19 protein-coding genes are annotated in these 17,332 nt (G+C 50.8%); 11 read left to right on the top strand and 8 right to left on the bottom strand.

Annotation, left to right across the window (positions count from 1 at the left end; translation table 11 throughout):
* Window positions 1–21: 21 nt before the first annotated feature.
* The 5 genes from SYN6312_RS08820 to SYN6312_RS19790 all read left to right on the top strand — a co-directional run bounded on the left by SYN6312_RS08820 (window position 22) and on the right by SYN6312_RS19790 (window position 4,569).
* Window positions 22–690, top strand: coding sequence for a class I SAM-dependent methyltransferase (locus tag SYN6312_RS08820; RefSeq protein WP_015124520.1), 669 nt, complete (start codon window positions 22–24; stop codon window positions 688–690).
* A 110-nt stretch (window positions 691–800) separates the two neighbouring features.
* Window positions 801–1,805 (top strand): cytochrome c oxidase subunit II, encoded by a 1,005-nt coding sequence (locus tag SYN6312_RS08815; RefSeq protein ID WP_015124519.1) that lies wholly within the window; start codon window positions 801–803, stop codon window positions 1,803–1,805.
* A 52-nt stretch (window positions 1,806–1,857) separates the two neighbouring features.
* Window positions 1,858–3,513: a cytochrome c oxidase subunit I gene (gene ctaD, locus SYN6312_RS08810; RefSeq protein ID WP_015124518.1), complete on the top strand. Its 1,656-nt coding sequence runs from the start codon at window positions 1,858–1,860 to the stop codon at window positions 3,511–3,513.
* Between the two features lie 12 nt (window positions 3,514–3,525).
* The gene (locus SYN6312_RS08805) at window positions 3,526–4,140 is read left to right on the top strand and encodes a heme-copper oxidase subunit III (protein WP_015124517.1); all 615 of its coding nucleotides are present in this window, start codon (window positions 3,526–3,528) and stop codon (window positions 4,138–4,140) included.
* A gap of 63 nt (window positions 4,141–4,203) precedes the next feature.
* Window positions 4,204–4,569: a hypothetical protein gene (locus SYN6312_RS19790; protein ID WP_015124516.1), complete on the top strand. Its 366-nt coding sequence runs from the start codon at window positions 4,204–4,206 to the stop codon at window positions 4,567–4,569.
* Between the two features lie 17 nt (window positions 4,570–4,586).
* Here the strand turns inward: SYN6312_RS19790 and SYN6312_RS08800 are convergent, their stop codons facing one another.
* Together SYN6312_RS08800 and SYN6312_RS20980 are read right to left on the bottom strand one after the other, a co-directional pair.
* Window positions 4,587–4,901 (bottom strand): cupin domain-containing protein, encoded by a 315-nt coding sequence (locus SYN6312_RS08800; RefSeq protein WP_015124515.1) that lies wholly within the window; start codon window positions 4,899–4,901, stop codon window positions 4,587–4,589.
* A gap of 88 nt (window positions 4,902–4,989) precedes the next feature.
* Window positions 4,990–5,145 (bottom strand): DUF29 family protein, encoded by a 156-nt coding sequence (locus tag SYN6312_RS20980; protein WP_371257400.1) that lies wholly within the window; start codon window positions 5,143–5,145, stop codon window positions 4,990–4,992.
* Between the two features lie 191 nt (window positions 5,146–5,336).
* Here SYN6312_RS20980 and malQ point away from each other — a divergent pair, with 191 nt between their 5' ends.
* Together malQ and SYN6312_RS08790 are read left to right on the top strand one after the other, a co-directional pair.
* The gene (malQ, locus tag SYN6312_RS08795; RefSeq protein ID WP_015124514.1) at window positions 5,337–6,962 is read left to right on the top strand and encodes a 4-alpha-glucanotransferase; all 1,626 of its coding nucleotides are present in this window, start codon (window positions 5,337–5,339) and stop codon (window positions 6,960–6,962) included.
* Window positions 6,892–7,662 carry a DUF2459 domain-containing protein gene (locus tag SYN6312_RS08790; protein ID WP_083853508.1) on the top strand — a complete coding sequence of 257 codons (771 nt, stop codon included), beginning with the start codon at window positions 6,892–6,894 and terminating at the stop codon, window positions 7,660–7,662. The genes malQ and SYN6312_RS08790 overlap by 71 nt, the downstream gene beginning before the upstream one ends.
* An 18-nt stretch (window positions 7,663–7,680) precedes the next feature.
* Here SYN6312_RS08790 and SYN6312_RS20825 read toward each other — a convergent pair whose 3' ends face one another.
* A complete protein-coding gene (locus tag SYN6312_RS20825; protein WP_015124512.1) occupies window positions 7,681–8,301 on the bottom strand; it encodes a TetR/AcrR family transcriptional regulator in 621 nt (206 codons plus the stop codon).
* A gap of 157 nt (window positions 8,302–8,458) precedes the next feature.
* Between SYN6312_RS20825 and SYN6312_RS08780 the strand changes: the two genes are divergently transcribed.
* From SYN6312_RS08780 to SYN6312_RS08770, 3 genes are read left to right on the top strand one after another with little or no spacing between them, the layout of a single operon-like run.
* Window positions 8,459–9,640: an ABC exporter membrane fusion protein gene (locus SYN6312_RS08780; RefSeq protein WP_015124511.1), complete on the top strand. Its 1,182-nt coding sequence runs from the start codon at window positions 8,459–8,461 to the stop codon at window positions 9,638–9,640.
* The gene (devC, locus tag SYN6312_RS08775; RefSeq protein WP_015124510.1) at window positions 9,637–10,812 is read left to right on the top strand and encodes an ABC transporter permease DevC; all 1,176 of its coding nucleotides are present in this window, start codon (window positions 9,637–9,639) and stop codon (window positions 10,810–10,812) included. The genes SYN6312_RS08780 and devC overlap by 4 nt, the downstream gene beginning before the upstream one ends.
* 37 nt (window positions 10,813–10,849) lie before the next feature.
* A complete protein-coding gene (locus SYN6312_RS08770) occupies window positions 10,850–11,551 on the top strand; it encodes a DevA family ABC transporter ATP-binding protein (protein WP_015124509.1) in 702 nt (233 codons plus the stop codon).
* A gap of 10 nt (window positions 11,552–11,561) precedes the next feature.
* On the opposite strand, the gene SYN6312_RS08765 is transcribed toward SYN6312_RS08770, so the two are convergent.
* The 3 genes from SYN6312_RS08765 to SYN6312_RS08755 are packed head-to-tail and all read right to left on the bottom strand — an operon-like array spanning window position 11,562 to window position 13,048.
* Window positions 11,562–12,113: a dihydrofolate reductase family protein gene (locus SYN6312_RS08765; RefSeq protein WP_015124508.1), complete on the bottom strand. Its 552-nt coding sequence runs from the start codon at window positions 12,111–12,113 to the stop codon at window positions 11,562–11,564.
* Between the two features lie 43 nt (window positions 12,114–12,156).
* Entirely contained in the window at window positions 12,157–12,807 is a 651-nt protein-coding gene (thyX, locus tag SYN6312_RS08760; RefSeq protein WP_015124507.1) for an FAD-dependent thymidylate synthase, read from the bottom strand.
* Between the two features lie 43 nt (window positions 12,808–12,850).
* Entirely contained in the window at window positions 12,851–13,048 is a 198-nt protein-coding gene (locus tag SYN6312_RS08755) for a peptide ligase PGM1-related protein (protein WP_041430779.1), read from the bottom strand.
* A 218-nt stretch (window positions 13,049–13,266) separates the two neighbouring features.
* On the opposite strand from SYN6312_RS08755, the gene SYN6312_RS08750 reads away from it, so the two are divergent.
* On the top strand, window positions 13,267–13,674 hold the full coding sequence (locus SYN6312_RS08750; protein ID WP_015124506.1) for an ester cyclase: 408 nt from the start codon (window positions 13,267–13,269) through the stop codon (window positions 13,672–13,674).
* Window positions 13,675–13,790: 116 nt separating this feature from the next.
* Here SYN6312_RS08750 and SYN6312_RS08745 read toward each other — a convergent pair whose 3' ends face one another.
* Entirely contained in the window at window positions 13,791–15,317 is a 1,527-nt protein-coding gene (locus SYN6312_RS08745; protein ID WP_015124505.1) for a peptide ligase PGM1-related protein, read from the bottom strand.
* Window positions 15,318–15,332: 15 nt separating this feature from the next.
* Window positions 15,333–17,081: an iron ABC transporter permease gene (locus SYN6312_RS08740; RefSeq protein ID WP_253276442.1), complete on the bottom strand. Its 1,749-nt coding sequence runs from the start codon at window positions 17,079–17,081 to the stop codon at window positions 15,333–15,335.
* Window positions 17,082–17,332: the final 251 nt, after the last annotated feature.

The raw sequence follows: 17,332 nt of genomic DNA, 5'->3' as shown, positions 1-17,332 counted from the left end.
ATTCATAATGTTGGAGTTCCCATGGCCATTCCCCGCACTCTAGAGCCAGAGGTGATGGATACGGCCCAGGCGGCGGCAGATTACGATGGGATGGACTTTACAGAAGTTAACAACGACTTTGCCCAGTTGGCTTTGGAATTGGGGCCTCAATCAGGAAAAATTTTAGACTTAGGCACAGGTACAGCCCGGATTCCGCTCCTCTTGGCCCAGGCCCGGCCCCAATGGCAGATCACAGGTGTAGATTTAGCTGCATCCATGTTAGCTCTGGGGCAAGAACATATTGACCAGGCCAACCTCCAGGGGCAAATCTCTTTATTTCTAGGGGATGCAAAGTCCTTACCCTTTGGGGATCATGAATTTGACCTGATTATTTCCAATAGTTTGGTGCATCATCTCCCTGATCCCTTGCCCGTTCTCCAGGAAATTCAACGACTTTTACAGCCCCAAGGAGGCTTACTGATTCGAGACTTAATCCGCCCACAGACCGAGGCAGGCCTGGAAAACATTCTGATGAACCACGGCGGCGACTCTAGCCCGAACCAACTCAAACTCTTTCAAGATTCCCTCCGAGCCAGCTTTACCCTGAGTGAAATTAAAACCATGATCCAGCAGGCCGGGATCAAGAATGTAGAGATTTATCAGTCTTCAGATCGCCATTGGACTGCGGCTCGAGCCGTGCGTTTGTTATAAATCTTTAGGTTTTTTTAACCCTCTTTTCGGAAGAACCTGCCTAGGATCAGGGGGGAAAGTTGCGGATTTTTCTGGACATTCCGGCAAATTCCAGTTCAAATAAGAGCTTTATGGAACAGATTCCTGGATCAATACTCACCTTGACGGCTGGCATCATCATCACCCTGATTAGCATCTGGGCCAGTCAACAATCCCACCTGTTTTTCCCCGAGCAAGCCTCAGCAGTTGCCCCCTTGGTGGATAACCTGTTTGGGATCATGGTCGGGATTGCCGTGGCCTTTTTCTTTGTCGTCCAGGGTGCAATTCTCTATTTCATGATTCGCTACCGCCAACGGCCTGGAGATGAGGAGGATGGTGTTCCTATCCGGGAAAACTTACCCCTTGAAGCCTTCTGGACGGCAATCCCAGCGATTATCGTGATTTTCTTGGGCATCTATAGCGTGGATATTTTCCAGCAGATGGGGGGCTTTAATCCGGGCGATCATGCGGGTCATGCCATGGTTGGCCATAAACACTCGGCCGCAGTCGTGGCCCAGGCCCCAGACATGAATATGGCCTCTGATGTCCCGATGCTGCTGGCCCAGGCCAATACCTCTGCTGAAGTTGGCTTTGGTGCCAGTCCCGAGAATGTCGGCAAACCCCCTGATGTAATGGTGGATGTGGCTGGGATGCAATATGCCTGGATTTTTACTTACCCCGATAGCGGTATTATTTCCGGTGAACTCCATATTCCCGTGGGTCAAGATGTCCAACTGAATATTTCTGCTAAAGATGTGATCCATTCCTTCTGGGTGCCGCAATTCCGCCTCAAACAAGATGCAATTCCGGGGATTCCGACTGAACTACGCTTTAAGGCCACCAAACCGGGTGCATATCCAGTTGTTTGCGCGGAACTCTGTGGCGGCTATCACGGTTCCATGCGGACAAGGGTGATTGCCCATACCCCGGAAGACTACCAGGCCTGGGTTCAACAAAATACGGTGGCCAATGCCCCGCCAGAGTCCCCGGTGTTACTCGCCCAAGCCGCTGCTATGACTCCTAAGAATGGGATGGTGGCCGGTCACATTCACCAGATGGGCATTACTCCCGAAACCCTGGCCCAACTTCATCCCTAGGCCGACTGTCCTGGTTTTCTCTCAACTGACCTGATTCCTAACTGAACCCATCATGGCCCAAGCACAACTTCCTGTCGGTACTCCCTTAACCACTCCTGAGCCAGAACATCCCCAGGCCTGGAAATGGTACGACTATTTCACCTTTAACGTTGACCACAAAGTTATTGGGATTCAATACCTCGTCACCGCCTTTTTCTTTTACTTGGTGGGCGGCTTAATGGCTGTGGCGATGCGGGCCGAACTGGCAACCGCCGACTCCGATCTCCTCAATCCCAACCTCTACAACGCCTTTTTGACCAATCACGGCACAATCATGATTTTCTTGTGGATTGTCCCAGCAGCCATTGGTGGCTTTGGCAATTATCTAGTGCCGTTGATGGTCGGGGCCCGCGATATGGCCTTCCCCAAACTCAATGCTTTGGCCTTTTGGTTAAATCCCCCCGCCGGAGCCTTATTGATTGGTAGTTTCTTCTTTGGGGGCGCGCAATCCGGTTGGACATCCTATCCGCCCTTGAGTTTGATCACCGCCAACACAGCCCAGAGTATGTGGATCCTCAGCATCGTCTTAGTGGGAACCTCCTCGATTATGGGGGCCCTCAACTTTGTCGTCACGATCCTGAAGATGAAAATCCCCAGTATGCGCTGGGATCAACTGCCCTTGTTCTGCTGGGCGATTATGGCCACGTCATTGTTGGCCCTTGTTTCCACCCCGGTTTTGGCGGCGGGACTCATTCTGTTGCTCTTTGACATTAACTTTGGCACCTCCTTCTTCAAGCCAGATGCGGGCGGCAATGTGATCATTTATCAGCATTTGTTCTGGTTCTACTCTCACCCCGCCGTTTATCTAATGATTTTGCCGATTTTTGGGGTGATGTCGGAAATCATTCCCATCCACGCCCGTAAGCCAATTTTTGGATACAAAGCCATTGCCTATTCCAGTATGGCCATTTGTGCGGTCGGCCTCTTCGTCTGGGTGCATCATATGTTTACCAGCGGCACACCCCCTTGGATGCGGATGTTTTTCACCATTTCCACGCTGATTGTGGCAGTTCCAACCGGAGTCAAAATCTTTAGCTGGGTGGCAACACTGTGGGGCGGCAAAATTCGTTACACCAGTGCCATGTTGTTTGCTGTAGGCCTACTCTCGATGTTCTTCTTGGGCGGCTTAAGCGGTGTCACCTTGGGGACGGCTCCGGTGGACATCCATGTTCATGACACCTACTATGTGGTTGCCCACTTTCATTACGTCTTGTTTGGCGGCTCAGTATTTGGTTTATATGCCGGAATTTATCACTGGTTTCCGAAAATAACTGGGCGGATGTTGAATGAGTTTTGGGGCAAAGTCCATTTTGTCTTGACCTTTATTGGCACCAACCTCACCTTTTTACCGATGCATCAATTGGGTTTACAGGGAATGCCGCGCCGCGTGGCCATGTATGACCCCCAGTTTGAATCCATTAATAAAATCTGTACGATTGGGGCGTTTGTCTTGGCGTTTTCCGTGGTTCCGTTTTTAATCAACATCATTTGGAGTTGGATGAAAGGACCGAAAGCGGGGGATAATCCCTGGGGTGGCTTAAGTTTGGAATGGACTACGGCCTCGCCGCCGATTATTGAAAACTGGCCTGTTTTGCCTGTCCTCACCACTGGCCCCTATGACTTTGGCGGCTCGCCGGAAGATGATGATTCAGACTTCGATGATGAATAGGGAGTAATCATAATGACCGGTTCAACCTTAGATTCAGCCACAGTCACCACCGAAACTGAAGTTGCCCAGCATCACGAACATGAAGATTATCGGGTTTTTGGCCTGATTGTCTTCCTGATGTCGGAATCCTTGATGTTTGGCGGAATTTTTGCGACTTATTTAATTTTGCGGGGTCTGACAGAAACCTGGCCGCCAGAAGGGACAGAAGTTGAGCTACTCCTACCGACAATCAACACGATTATTCTGGTTTCCAGTAGCTTTGTCATCCATAAGGGCGATGTGGAAATCAAGAAGGGTAATCTCCAAGGGATGCGGCTTTGGTATTGGATCACAGCAGCCATGGGGGCAATTTTTCTTGGTGGGCAAGTCTATGAATATATGACCCTCGGCTATGGTTTAAGCTCGAATATTTTTGCCAATTGCTTTTATGTGATGACAGGGTTTCATGGTCTCCATGTTTTTGTCGGCTTGCTGTTGATTTTGGGGGTGTTGTGGCGCTCTCGCCGACCGGGCCATTATTCCGCCAGCAAGCACGTCGGGATTGAAATGGCGGAAATTTATTGGCACTTTGTCGATATTATCTGGATTGTTTTGTTTGCCTTGCTCTATATCTTGACTCAGTTTTAGCGTCAATAAAGGCCAATCCTGGCCAGTTTTTATGCCCACTTGCTCCCACCTCCAACCGTATTAATGCTCGTTTCGGCAACTCACGTCCTAACGTTTATCTTGGGATTGTTGGCCATTGCCGTTGTTGTCTGTATTTTGGTCGGTATCTACTTTTATCACATCGTTAAAAAACAACCCAGAAGGTCAAGCAAACAGTTTCAGCAACGATCAAGGTTTCAAAAGAATGAACGTCAGCAGCAATCGCAAAACTGGTTTATGTCATCCAAAGCAAAACATTTGGAAAGGGAACTTCTGTCGTTATTACGGGGTGATCAGAAAACACTCCAACGGCTTTTAAGCTATTCACAAGAACATAATCGGAATAAATCAATAGAGTGGCATTTGGAAAAAGTTAAATATGACCTAGAGCGAGATCGGGGCGCACTGTAGGATTCCTGATGAAAATCCTAGCTTGAGGGGCTAAAGTGGAGGGCCAACCAAATGGCATTTTCTGATGTCTCAACAACACGGTGACGACAATGGGCCGGGAGCAAAAGATAATCACCTGCAACAAGATTGACTAATCCCTGGTTAGCAATTTCCAAGATGGCTGTCCCCTGAAGAAGCGCGACCCATTCCGCCTCGGCCTGGTCGTACCAAAAACCTGGCGGACTGGCTTGGCCGTGGGACATAATCTGCTCTAACCGCCAGGCCTGGGAATGGAGTAGGGTGACAAACTCTTCCTGATTGGATGGGTTTTGGGATTGATAAAGATTAGGCATGGTCTAATAGGGGTTAATCTCCTGTTACTGTTTGCGCCCCAAGGATTAGTGTGGTTACTTAAGGAAGTCAATTGTGCGCAAGAGTATTTTATCGTTCAGGGTCAAATGGAGCGTTACTGGGAATGGACTGCCTGGATAAGTGGCTCTCATCTGAAGGGAGGTCAAGGCCCGTTCTGTACAGCGCGCGCACGTTTCTGTTGAGAGAGTTTTTGAAACTAAAGCTATCTTGGAGACTATCATTAATTTTGAGATAAACGTGAACTGGATTGAGGGTCGGGAATTGATCATTGAGTTGATTAATCGGCCGAAGGATGACCCATCAACAAACTTAAAGTTTTCCCAAATCATTCCAGGCCGGGGGCAAAACTAGATTACCCTTGGGGGAGGCTCCCGAACGACTGCTTAACTGCACCTATTTCCCAGAGAGATTAAAAAATGCCTTTTCCCCGTGCGGCTGGTTTACTCCTTCATCCGACATCCTTACCCGGTGGTCAGGGCATTGGCGACTTAGGGCAAGCAGCTTTGGATTTTGTTGATTTCATGGCCGACACTGGACAACAACTCTGGCAAATGCTTCCCCTTGGCCCCACCGGCTACGGCAACTCTCCCTATATGTGTTATTCGGCGATGGCGGGGAATCCGGTGCTGATTAGCCTGGATAAACTGGTTCAAGGGGGATGGTTAGAGGCCGCTGCGGTGTCTGCTCTCCAGTTTCCGGCCCATGATTGGGTGGACTACGATGGGGTGATTCCTGCCAAACTTGCCCTCTTGCAAAAAGCGGCCCAGGTCTTTAAAGAAAAAGCTACCCCTGAGGATCACGCTAAGTTTAGGCAATTTTGCCAGGCCATGGCGTTTTGGCTCCCGACCTATGCCCTCTACATGGCCCTCAAAGATGAGCAAGAAAATCAGCCTTGGTATGAATGGGAACCTGGCCTGGCCTGGCGAAACCCAGAAGCCATTACCGCCGCTGAAGCCCGCCTGGCCCCACAGGTGTTTAGTTATCAATTTCAGCAGTTTATCTTCTTTCAGCAATGGTCAAGGTTGCGGGCCTATGCCAACCAGAAGGGGATCAAAATGATTGGGGATATTCCCATTTATGTCGCCCATGATAGTGCGGATGTTTGGGCCTTTCCCCATCTGTTTGAGTTAGTGCCCCAATCCCCCCAAGCAGTACCAACCGTGACCGGAGATACAGAATCCCCAGAAAAATTAAGCCCCAAACCCGGCCTGGTGGCCCAAATGGCTGGTGTTCCCCCGGATTATTTCAGCGAAACGGGCCAACTCTGGGGCAACCCGATCTACAACTGGCAGGCCATGGAACAAGAGGGCTATCGGTGGTGGATCGAGCGGTTCCGCGTGCTTTTTGACTGTATGGATTTAATCCGCGTCGATCACTTCCGAGGCTTTGAGGCCTATTGGCAAGTTCCCCAGGGGGAAGAAACGGCGATCAAGGGGGAGTGGGTTAAAGGCCCAGGGGCGAAGTTGTTTGAAGTTGTCCAGGCCGAGTTAGGGGAGCTACCCATTTTGGCGGAGGATTTAGGGGAAATCACTCCAGAAGTCATTGAATTGCGGGATCAGTTTGCATTTCCGGGTATGAAGATTCTCCAATTTGCCTTTGGGGGCGGTGCTGACAACCCTTTTTTGCCGTTTAACTATGAGCGTAATTTCTTGGTCTATACCGGAACACACGATAACAACACCACTGTGGGCTGGTTTGCGGAACTGGGAGAATGGGAGCAAAATCGGATTCGGGATTATTTGGGCGCCATGACCCATGAGGGGATTCACTGGGATTTGATTCGTTTGGCCTTTAGTTCCGTTGCCAATCAAGCGATCATTCCCGTCCAAGATTTATTAGGATTAGGGACACCCGCCCGGATGAATTTTCCCAGCAAACCAGAGGGCAATTGGGCTTGGCGGTTGAGACCGGAGGAATTTCAGGACTTACAGGGGGGTCTGGGACAACGCCTCAAATACCTCACGCAACTCTATGGCCGCTACCCCTCACCACCGCCGGAAACTGGAGCCACTGCAACTGAGTCTGACAATAATGGGATTTGAAGATTGGCCAGAAAAAATTGGCTTGGGGTTGTTGAGCTTAGGATTGGGCCTGGTGCCACCCTGTTCAATGCTCTTGGGACAGTTCAATCCATCCCCCCCAGCGGCAGACCCCACTAGCTCAATCACCATTTATGTTTATGGGGACTATGTTCATACCAATATCCTAGTGCCCGTCACCACGCCCACAAACAACTGGCGTAACTATTTGGAATTGGGGCAACTGGGGGAAAATCCCCGGACAGATCTTGAATATTTGGGGTTTGGTTGGGGCGAACGGGAACTCTACCGGAACTTGACCCGGATTGAGGATATTCCCGCTGACCAGGCCTGGCGAGCCTTATTTCATGGCCGGAGTCCCGCAACTCTCCATGTCCAGGGTTTTCCACAACTTCCCCAGGCCCCCTTGGCAACCTTTCTGATTCCCCTCCGAATTAACGAACGGGACTACCAGGCCCTGACCGAGTTTTTGCTGGCCAGTTTTGAACGGGATGCCCAAGACCGACCCATCCGCCTTAATCCCAGTCGCCAAGCCCAAAGTAGTTTCTATGCCGCTACGGGACATTATTCGGCCTGGAACACCTGTAATTCTTGGACGGCCAAAGCCCTCGCCGAGGCCAACATTCAACCGCCTTTCTGGGATACCCTGGCCCTACCCCTCTTCTACCATTTGCAGTGGTACAAAACCTGTCAGCCGGAGTAAGCCTTAGGGTCAGCCGTTCTATGTATTGGTGGTGGCTGTCTGCTGGTCTCGAAATAACAGAAATGCTGTAGCATTAATCATTCGCTCTTCATCCATGGGAATAATCTCTTCCCCGTGCATCGCCTTCTGGCTGAGAACAAAAAAGACCATTGCACCCAGGACAATCCGGGCCGTTGCTTCCGGGTCAGGCACACCGAATTCTGGATGGGCGGCAATATATTGAGTTAAAAACTCGAGGGAATATTTCGTCAGGTTTTGGATACAGGCCTTGGCCAGTTGCGGAAAACGCCCGGACTCGCCAATTACCATTCGCATAAAGTCTAAATGTTCGGAATCCACTAACATCCGGGCCATGATTGTTCGCCCCATCGCCGGAAAAACCACCAGTGGATCCCCCTCCAGCCTGGGATCATCCATATCCGTAAAAACTTCACTAAATTTTCGTTTGGCCATCCGCCGCACCAAGGCCTGGAATAGCCGTTCTTTATCTTGAAAGTGACTATAGACCGTCGCCTTTGAGACCCCCGCCGCGGCGGCCACTCGATCCATACTGGTGCCCGCATAACCCTGAGCCAAAAATGCCTGCATTGCCCCAGTCAAGATTTGTTCGGCTTTATCACTGGCCGGAGATGGAGTCATGGAGCCGGTTCCTAAAAATATTTTTTAACTATAAATATCCTATCGCTCTCCTCGGCTGCAGGGCTAATCGGAAATCGCAGAAATACTTGACTAACTAAACTATACCGTATAGTCTATTTAGTGAGAAAACTATACCGTTTAGTTCGGGGTTTAGCCCATGTCCCAAGCCAGCCGCGCAAGATATCCCCAGGTCTCCCCCCGCTCTCTTGCCATTTTGATTACATCTGCCACCCTGGTTGTTGGCGGTTCCCTGGCCTGGACAATGGCTCAAACCCAATCCGCATCCCGTCCCCAGGAGGTGGCTATTGCCCCCGTGACTGAGACGATTACGGCCCTAGGGCGCATTGAACCCCAAACCCAAGTCATTGAAGTGGCCGCCCCAACCCAAACCGAGGGGACAAGAGTTGAGGAATTGTTGGTGCAAGAAGGCGATTGGGTCAAGGCGGGGGATGTAATTGCCACCTTGGATAGTTACTCTCGGTTGCAAGCGGCTCAACTCCAGGCCCAAAAACAGGTGCAGGTCGCCCAGGCCAACTTAGCTAAAGTCCGAGCCGGAGCTAAACAGGGAGAAATTAAAGCCCAACAGGCCACCATTGCCCAAATTACCGCCGAAGCCCAAGGGGATATCCAAGCCCTCAGGGCCACCGTCAGCCGCCTCCAGGCCGAAGTCAACAATGCCGAGATTGAATATCAACGCCATCGGGCCTTAGCCAGGGAGGGGGCCATTTCCACCTCGCTCCTGGACAGCAAACGCTTAACCCGAGATACGGCCCAAGAACGCCTCCAAGAAGCCCAATCCAATCTCCGCCGGGCCCAGGCCAGTCGCCAAAACCAAATCCAACAGGCCCAAGCCACCCTTGACCAGATTGCCGAAGTCCGCCCCGTGGATATCCAAGTTGCCCAGGCCGAAGTCCAAGCCGCCCAGGCCAATCTCAAGGAAGCTACGGCCAATTTTGCCCTGGCCCAAGTTCGGGCTCCCCAAGCTGGACAAGTGCTCAAAATCCACACCTGGCCTGGGGAACGACCCGGCAATGAGGGGATTATTTCCCTGGGACAAACCCAACAGATGTATGCCGTGGCAGAAGTCTATGAAAGTGATGTCAAGCATCTTCACCCCGGCCTGGGGGCCACCATCAGCAGTGAAGCTCTGACGGGGACATTGGCGGGAACAGTCGAGCAAGTCGGGTATCAAGTCCTCCGTCAAAACGTGATCAACACCGACCCCGCCGCCAACACCGATGCCCGCATTGTCGAAGTCCGGATTAAACTCGACCCCGCCTCGAGTCAAAAAGCCGCCCGCTATACCAATCTTCAAGTCAAGGTGGTGATCATGCCATGAAGGCCGGGTTAGACAGTCTCAAAAATCGGACTCCCTTGGGCTGGTTGCAACTGAGTCATGAAAAAGGTCGTTTTTTGGTGGCCTTGGCGGGGATTGCCTTTGCCGATGTTTTGATGTTTATGCAATTGGGGTTTCAGAATGCTCTCTACGAAAGTAATACCCGCTTTCACCAAAACATCAACGCAGATCTTGTCCTGATTAGCCCCCAGGCCCGCAACTTGGTTAACTTATCCACCATTCCCCGGCGGCGACTCTACCAGGCCATGAATGTTCCTGGCGTGGCCACAGCCCAAGCTCTTTATACGAACTTCAGTGATTGGCGTAACCCCCAAACCCGTCAAAAAACAGCAATTTTGATTGTTGGCTTTAGCCCGGAACGCTCGGCCTTAGCTCTCCCAGAAGTTGCCAACCATCTCAATGATCTGAAACTACCCGATTACTACTTGTTTGATCAGGCCTCCCGTGGCGACTATCAAGACGTGATCGCCCAACTCCAGCAGGGCCAGATCGTCACCACGGAAATTGAACGCCACACAATTCGTCTCAGCCAAACCTTTACCATTGGCGCGTCCTTTGCCACGGATGGCACATTAATTACGAGTGATCAGAGTTTTTTAAGACTGTTTCCCCGCCGCCAGGCCACGGCTGTCAGTGCCGGATTAATTAGCCTCCAGCCCGGAGCCGATGCCGAACAGGTGGCCACAACCCTACGAGCCACATTGCCGGAAGATGTGCGGGTTTTGACCAGAGCGGAATTTATTCAATTTGAAAAAGACTATTGGACGCGCAATACCGCCATTGGCTTTGTCTTTGGCCTGGGAACCGTGATGGGCTTTATCGTCGGGGTCGTAATTGTCTATCAAGTCCTTTCCACAGATGTCAATGCTCATTTGGGAGAATATGCCACCTTCAAAGCTATGGGCTATCGAGATCGTTATTTACTTGGGATTGTCTTTGAAGAAGCCATTATTATGGCCGCCCTGGGGTTTATACCGGGCCTGGGGGTTTCTCTGGGCCTGTATGTTTTGACTCGTAATGCCACCAGCCTCCCCATTGCCATGACCCTCGGCCGCAGTATTTTGGTGTTTCTCGTCACCTTGGGTATGTGTGGAATTTCGGGAATAATAGCCACCCGCAAACTGCAACAGGCTGACCCGGCTGATAGCTTTTAAGGCAAACAAATGCAATTGAAATTTGGGGGATAGTTTGATGGCATCATTACCAGCGATTTCAATTCAGGGACTGAGTCACGCCTTTGGTCAGGGGGAACTGCGCAAACAAGTCCTAGCCAACATCAACTTGGAGATTCAGGCGGGGGAAATTGTGATTATGACTGGCCCGTCTGGCTCCGGTAAAACCACATTACTCTCGTTGATTGGTGGGTTACGGGCGGCTCAGGTTGGGAGCTTAAAGGTTCAAGGCCAAGAACTCTGTGGTGCATCTCCCCTGGAATTAGTCACAGCCCGGCGACGTAATGGCTATATTTTCCAGGCCCATAATCTCCACGGCAGTTTAACCGCGTTGCAAAATGTCCGCATGGGGTTGGAAGTTCATGGGCAATATCCCAAAGCCGAGTGGAATCTCAGAGCCCGTGATATTTTGACCGAAGTGGGCCTGGGAGAACGCCTTGCCTACTATCCCAAAGACCTATCTGGGGGGCAAAAACAGCGGGTGGCCATTGCTCGCGCCTTAGTCAGCCGTCCCCAAATTCTCTTAGCCGATGAACCCACTGCGGCGTTGGATAGCCACTCTGGGCGGGATGTGGTCAACCTGATGCAAAAACTGGCCCAAGAACAGGGCTGCACGATTTTACTAGTCACCCATGACAACCGGATTTTAGATCTTGCGGATCGGATTGTTCACATGGAGGATGGCCAACTCTCCCAAAACCAGGCCCTGGTAGCGGTCTAAATGGATACACTCAGCCAACCTGATAGTGACTTTGAACCAGGCCATTGTCATAGGAGCGGGTGTATTGATGAACTAGGGGGATATCGGTTGTCAGGGCCCCAAACAGGGGAATCCCTTCTCCCAGTAGGATCGGAATCCGGGAAATAATCAAATCCTGAATCAGGCCAGCCCTAAGGAACTGTTGAATCGTTTGTCCGCCGTCAATATAAACACTTCTGATTCCTTGGTTTGATAAATAATCCACCACTTGCTCTGGTACTGCTGCCATTACTGTTACGGTAGTTCTGAGGGCTGCGGGAACATTGCAGGAATGATGACTTAAGACCACAACGGGGCGGTTACCATAGGGCCAAGGCTGAAAGGATTTGACCAATTCGTAGGTATTACGCCCTAACACGACTCCATCCACACTGTCCATAAAGGCCTGATAGCCATAGTCTGTGAAATCTGGTGAATCTTCTGGAGTTTGGGGGAGCCAATCTAACGCCCCATTGGAACGGGCAATAAATCCATCCAAACTAGTCGCAATGAATACCCGACAAATCAAGGCCACCTCAGTCATTTCTTCGTAAGATTATATGGCTATAGAAATTGGCAGAAACAGATTAAACCTCAGTCAGTGCAGTTGCTACGGTTGGAAATTGGGCCTGAAAAATTTCCCGAATCCCACAGGCAATTTCCCGGTGTTCCTGTTGACAGTCTGGGGCACAGCGCACCTGAAAGTAGTGAATCCAAGAGCGAACGGAGCCTTTCATATAAATCCGGGTCACGGTATTTAAGGGCAACAGGGCCCGGGCGCATTCCTTGGCAATGCCCCGCTCCAGAGCGGCTTGATATAACCCAAAATTCATTTCCCAAACCTGTTGCTGGCTGGCCTTGAACCAGGCCTGGTCGGATTCTGCCAGATCATCAATGGAGTTTTGGCGATTTTTGACATCTTGACGGCGGGCGGGATAGGTTTCAAACCCCTGGGCCTGGGCATAGCGGAGACTAAATTCTTGAAATGAAAAACTCCGATGGCGCAAAATCTGCTGGGCAATCATCCGGGTGGTGAGAATCTCTACGGTCATATCTACCATCTCAAACACTGACCAATGACCGTGGCGAATACAATAGGCCAGCAGCTTAGCATAGTTGGGGTTTTCTTGATTGGGACTGGAGACCCTGGCGCAATAGGCCATTAACCCTTCCGCTGATAATTTCTCCCCAGCAACTTCTACCACCGGCTGCGTGATTGATACCAGCTTAACCTCCATACTCTCCTCCCACCTGCACAGAACAAATTAACCTTACCAATGATTAGGATTTCAGGCCACTGGCTTGATCGAGAACCTGAATGGCCTGAACATAAGTAGGCTTTGCTTCTTCCAGGGAATTGCCAACCCTAGTGATCCCAAGTTTGCCAAATTCTGAGCGCACTCCCATCAGGTGAAATACACGACCCGTTTCGGTGCTGAAGCCAAAATGGAGAGGATAGCCAGCAATAATATCAAGCAAGTCGTTAGCTGCTCTGGCAGAAATTTTCTATATTTTCTTTCCTGCTGAGTGCTTAGGCAGATACTTAACATTCAGGCTAAACACCTGAATCCTCCTGATAGGCGGTATATTTCTGTCTAGTCTCTAGTTAGACGACATTTAATAAAAGATAATTTAGGCAAAAGATGAGTAATTTGTTCTAATCTTATGTTGTTTCTTATGCTGGTAAAGAAAGAAGGATGTCGATAGAAGAAGAAGCTAAAGCGGTGGTTCTCCAGTACGTTGCAGCTTTTAACCAAGGTGATTTAGAGGAGCTGAAAGCTTTACTTGCTGAAGGTGCTGAGATCCAGGGGGTCATGGGTCAAGGTCTCATTGAGAAGATTGAACCTATTTGGCGTCAACTTATCGAGGGCTACGGTATGCGGCTTCAGGTCGAAGAACTAATTGCGGAGGGCAATATCGTAGCGGCAAGGTATGTTGAGACAGGTATTTTCAGAGCACCGGCATTTGGGAATCAGCCTACCGGAAAATCCTATGAGCTTGTTGCTATGGAATGGTTTGAAATAGAAGATGGCAAGATCAAACGCCGTTGGGGTGCTAGGGATGCTGCATCACAGGCGCGGCAGTTGGGTATTCCTCTTTCCTAGCTTAAACACACTGTCTAACAATCCGCTTGCACACCGACCGGATTCAGTTGATTGGCTGAGAACGAAAGTTTACTATCGGCGGGTGAAGCGAGCCGTTAAGCTACCAGGGAATTGGCTCATTGGCTGGCTTGATCAAGAACATCAATGGCCTGGTCGTAAATAGACTTGGCTTCTTCTGGGGAATTGCCAATGCTGGTGATGCCTAACTTGCCAAACTCGGATAAGGCCCCCATGAGGTGAAACACACTTCCCGTTTCGGTACTAGAGTCAAAATGTAGGTGATAGCGGGCAATAATATCAAGCAAATCGTTAGGTAGCAGGCCATGGTAATTGGCATGACGAAGATTATCGGAGGCGATGTAGTACTTGGGGCGATGGTGGTAGCTATAAAACAAACCCGTTCCTGGGTCATACCAGCCATTGGTTAAAAACTTGAGGGTCATAAACGGATGGGTCGTGCCGCCTCTTCTCAGGTTGACTTCAATGGCTTGTAAATCCCAAGTATCCGAGTCTTCCCCAGGCCTGGCAATGAAGTCCACACCATAATGTCCAATCACCCCTTGGCGGGCCAACTGCTCCCCCACTTTCAAGCCATACTTTTGCAACATCAACCGATAGGGTTCAGCCGCTGGAAAAGAACAGCCCAGGAAAATTTGACCATCGGGGGCATCGAGAATCTGGTCGTGGGTGGAGATAATTTCAATCTGCCCAATTGGTGTAATTTGCCCTTGGACACTAGGAGATTGCTTCGTTCTGCCTTCTAAGAAACATTCCACAATTCCCCCTAACTCTGCAAACCGTTCTCGATAGGATTCCCATGTTTCCTGGGGGGCCTGGAATTGCATTTGGCTGAGGGCCTGGGTGATGGCGATGACCTGGGAGGGTTCCGGCCAAGATTGAACTTCAGTCAGGGGGCGTAAATCTAAAAGAGCATTTCCTTCTCCCGAAAACGCCTCATTTAACTTGACCACGACCCGTTGTAGATTAGGGTTACGTTGCCAGAGGTGAACAATTTCCTCAGCCAGGCCCGTCTCGGTTTGGATCAGGCCACTGCCATCAGGATGGGGAATTCCAGCTTCGGCAAACAGTTGACGGCTCCCAGATTTTGTCCCCCAGTAGAGCAAATCTGGATTAACGGCATAAAGGGGAATCCCCAGTTTCAACGCTAATTCTCGCTCCAGGCCGGTGGCATTAAAACAGACCATATAGGCTTGATCTGAGCGTAAAGCTTGACTAATCCGGGCCATGAGGCGAGGGCGTTCAAGAATTTTTGCCGTTAGGGGCTTATCCGAGTAATCATAGGTGGACAAAAGTAAAAGCCGTTCACGGGCATGGGAGGAGGGAATCCCCGGTAATAGGTCAAGGTAGTAGTCAATAATGCTGGGGTGAAGCGGTTGCGAGGTGACATAGACCATCCGGGTGTGGGGGTTGCGCAGTTGAATCAGGGTATAGAGTTGTCGCTCTTCGTAGTGGGTATAGCCAGTAATCTTCGCCAGTTCCCGCTGGGGAAAACTCAAGGACGGAATCACGACAATATCTCGCTCTTGGATATTCCCTTGGGTTGAATCTGGGACAAAGGTTTCACTGCCTTGCCAACAGCGTACCAACTGGCTTTGGAGGTCTTGAAACTGTTGGGTCGTCATTGCCTTAAACTCTCATTATTTGGTCACGTGCTGCTGCCCGGCCCGGTGAATTTGCCAACTTAGCCACAGTACCGGAATTAACCCAACTAAAACAATTGCCAACGCTCCTCCCGCCGCTTCATTCAGCCGTTCATCGGAGGCCAGCCGATAGACCTGAATCGCCAAGGTATCAAAGTTAAAGGGACGAATCACGAGGGTGGCGGGTAACTCCTTCATCACATCCACAAACACCATCATCGCCGCTGTTAATAACCCAGTCGTCATTAGGGGTAAATGGACTGAGATGAGGGTTCCAACTACAGTTTTGCCCAAGCTCCGGGCCGCTTCATCCAGACTGGGACGAATTTTGAGAAGGCTGGCTTCAACAGAGTTAAAGGAGACGGCTAAAAACCGCACCAAATAGGCATAGAGCAAGGCAAAAATGGTTCCGCTTAATACCAGGCCTGTAGAAATATTAAAGGTCGCCACCGCAAAGCGATCCATTTGGTTATCAACCCAGCCCAAAGGCACCAGTATCCCCACGGCAATCACTGCCCCCGGAATTGCATAGCCCATCACCGCAAGCTGTGTCCCTAAGCGTAAACTCCAGGCCGGGAACAAGCGCAATCCATAGGCGAGGAACACCCCTAAAATTACGGCTAAGAGGGCGGCTAAACCCGACAAAATCAAGCTATGGCCCGCATGCGTCCAAAATTCTTCATTCCAGGCCCCGGCTCCTTCTCGAATGGCCATCTGGAGTAAGACTGTGGCCGGAGCCATAAAGCCCAACCCCACAGGTAAGAAACAAAAGAGAGTTGCTAATCCGGCCCGCCAAGTTTTTAAGGAGTAAGGGCGGAGCTGGTCGGAATGGCCCTGTTTCGTAAATCTGGCCTGGCCCCGCGACCACCGTTCTGCCAACAACAGCCCGAAAATAAACAGCAACAACACTGAAGCCAATTGAGCCGCCCCCGTCCGATCCCCCAGGCCCAGCCAAGTCCGGTAAATCCCAGTGGTAAAAGTATCTACGCCAAAATATTGCACCGTGCCAAAGTCGTTCAGGGTTTCCATCAACGCCAACGCCACCCCCGCGGCAATGGCCGGTCGAGCCAAGGGCAAAGCCACCGTCCAAAAACTCCGCCACGGCCCACAGCCCAAGGAACGACTGGCTTCTAGGGTACAGGTGGCCTGCTCTAAAAATGCAACCCGCGCCAGTAGATAAACATAGGGATAGAGGACTAAGGTCAACATCAAGATTGCCCCTGGCAGAGAGCGAATTTCGGGAAACCAATAGTCGCCCCATTCCCAACCGGTCCAAGCTCGTAATCCTGACTGTACTGGCCCCTCAAAGGAGAGGAAAACCGTATAGGTGTAGGCCAAGATGTAGGCTGGGGCCGCAAAGGGGAGCAGCAATAACCAACTCCAGGCCCTGGAACCCCAAAACTCACACATCGTCACCAGCCAAGCTGTACCGACCCCAATCACCGTCACGCCCAGGCCCACCCCTAACATCAGCCAGCAGGAATTCAGGACATAATCCTTGAGGACAGTTTCCGCCAGATGTTGCCAGGTGGTGCTGGAATTTGTCAGGATCTGTCCCAAAATGACAAGAATCGGCAAGGCAATCAGCAGGGCCAGCAGCCAAACAACGCCGATCCAGGCCTGGGCACTGAACAGTACCTGTTTAATTTTCTTGAACAAAGAGATTGGGCGGCGGCTGAGGGTGGGAGAGGAAGATGTTAGCGGCGGGGTCATAACCAAGGCCTGGAAAACAGCGATTAGTCCCATTGTGAAATTTAACCTGAGGCCTTGTCACTCATCTGGGGGGTTGGACTGATTCAGGTCGAGATGGAGCATGGGTCATGGGGTGTGATTGATTATGGCTGAGTTGGGTCGGGAACGGATCGGAGTCGTTGAGTAAAAGCCTGTTGCGGTCAGTTGCCATAGGGTACTAACAAGGTTTCTAAACTTGGGAAATTGGCAGGGCAGAAATTCCTGATTTTTTGACGTTGGGGGAGACTGCTGGGCGGGTTGGGGCG

This window comes from Synechococcus sp. PCC 6312 (assembly GCF_000316685.1).
Classification (GTDB): Bacteria; Cyanobacteriota; Cyanobacteriia; order Thermosynechococcales; family Thermosynechococcaceae; genus Pseudocalidococcus.
The sequence above is the reverse complement of the archived record's forward strand: the minus strand, read 5'-3'. Positions and strand labels throughout refer to the sequence as shown.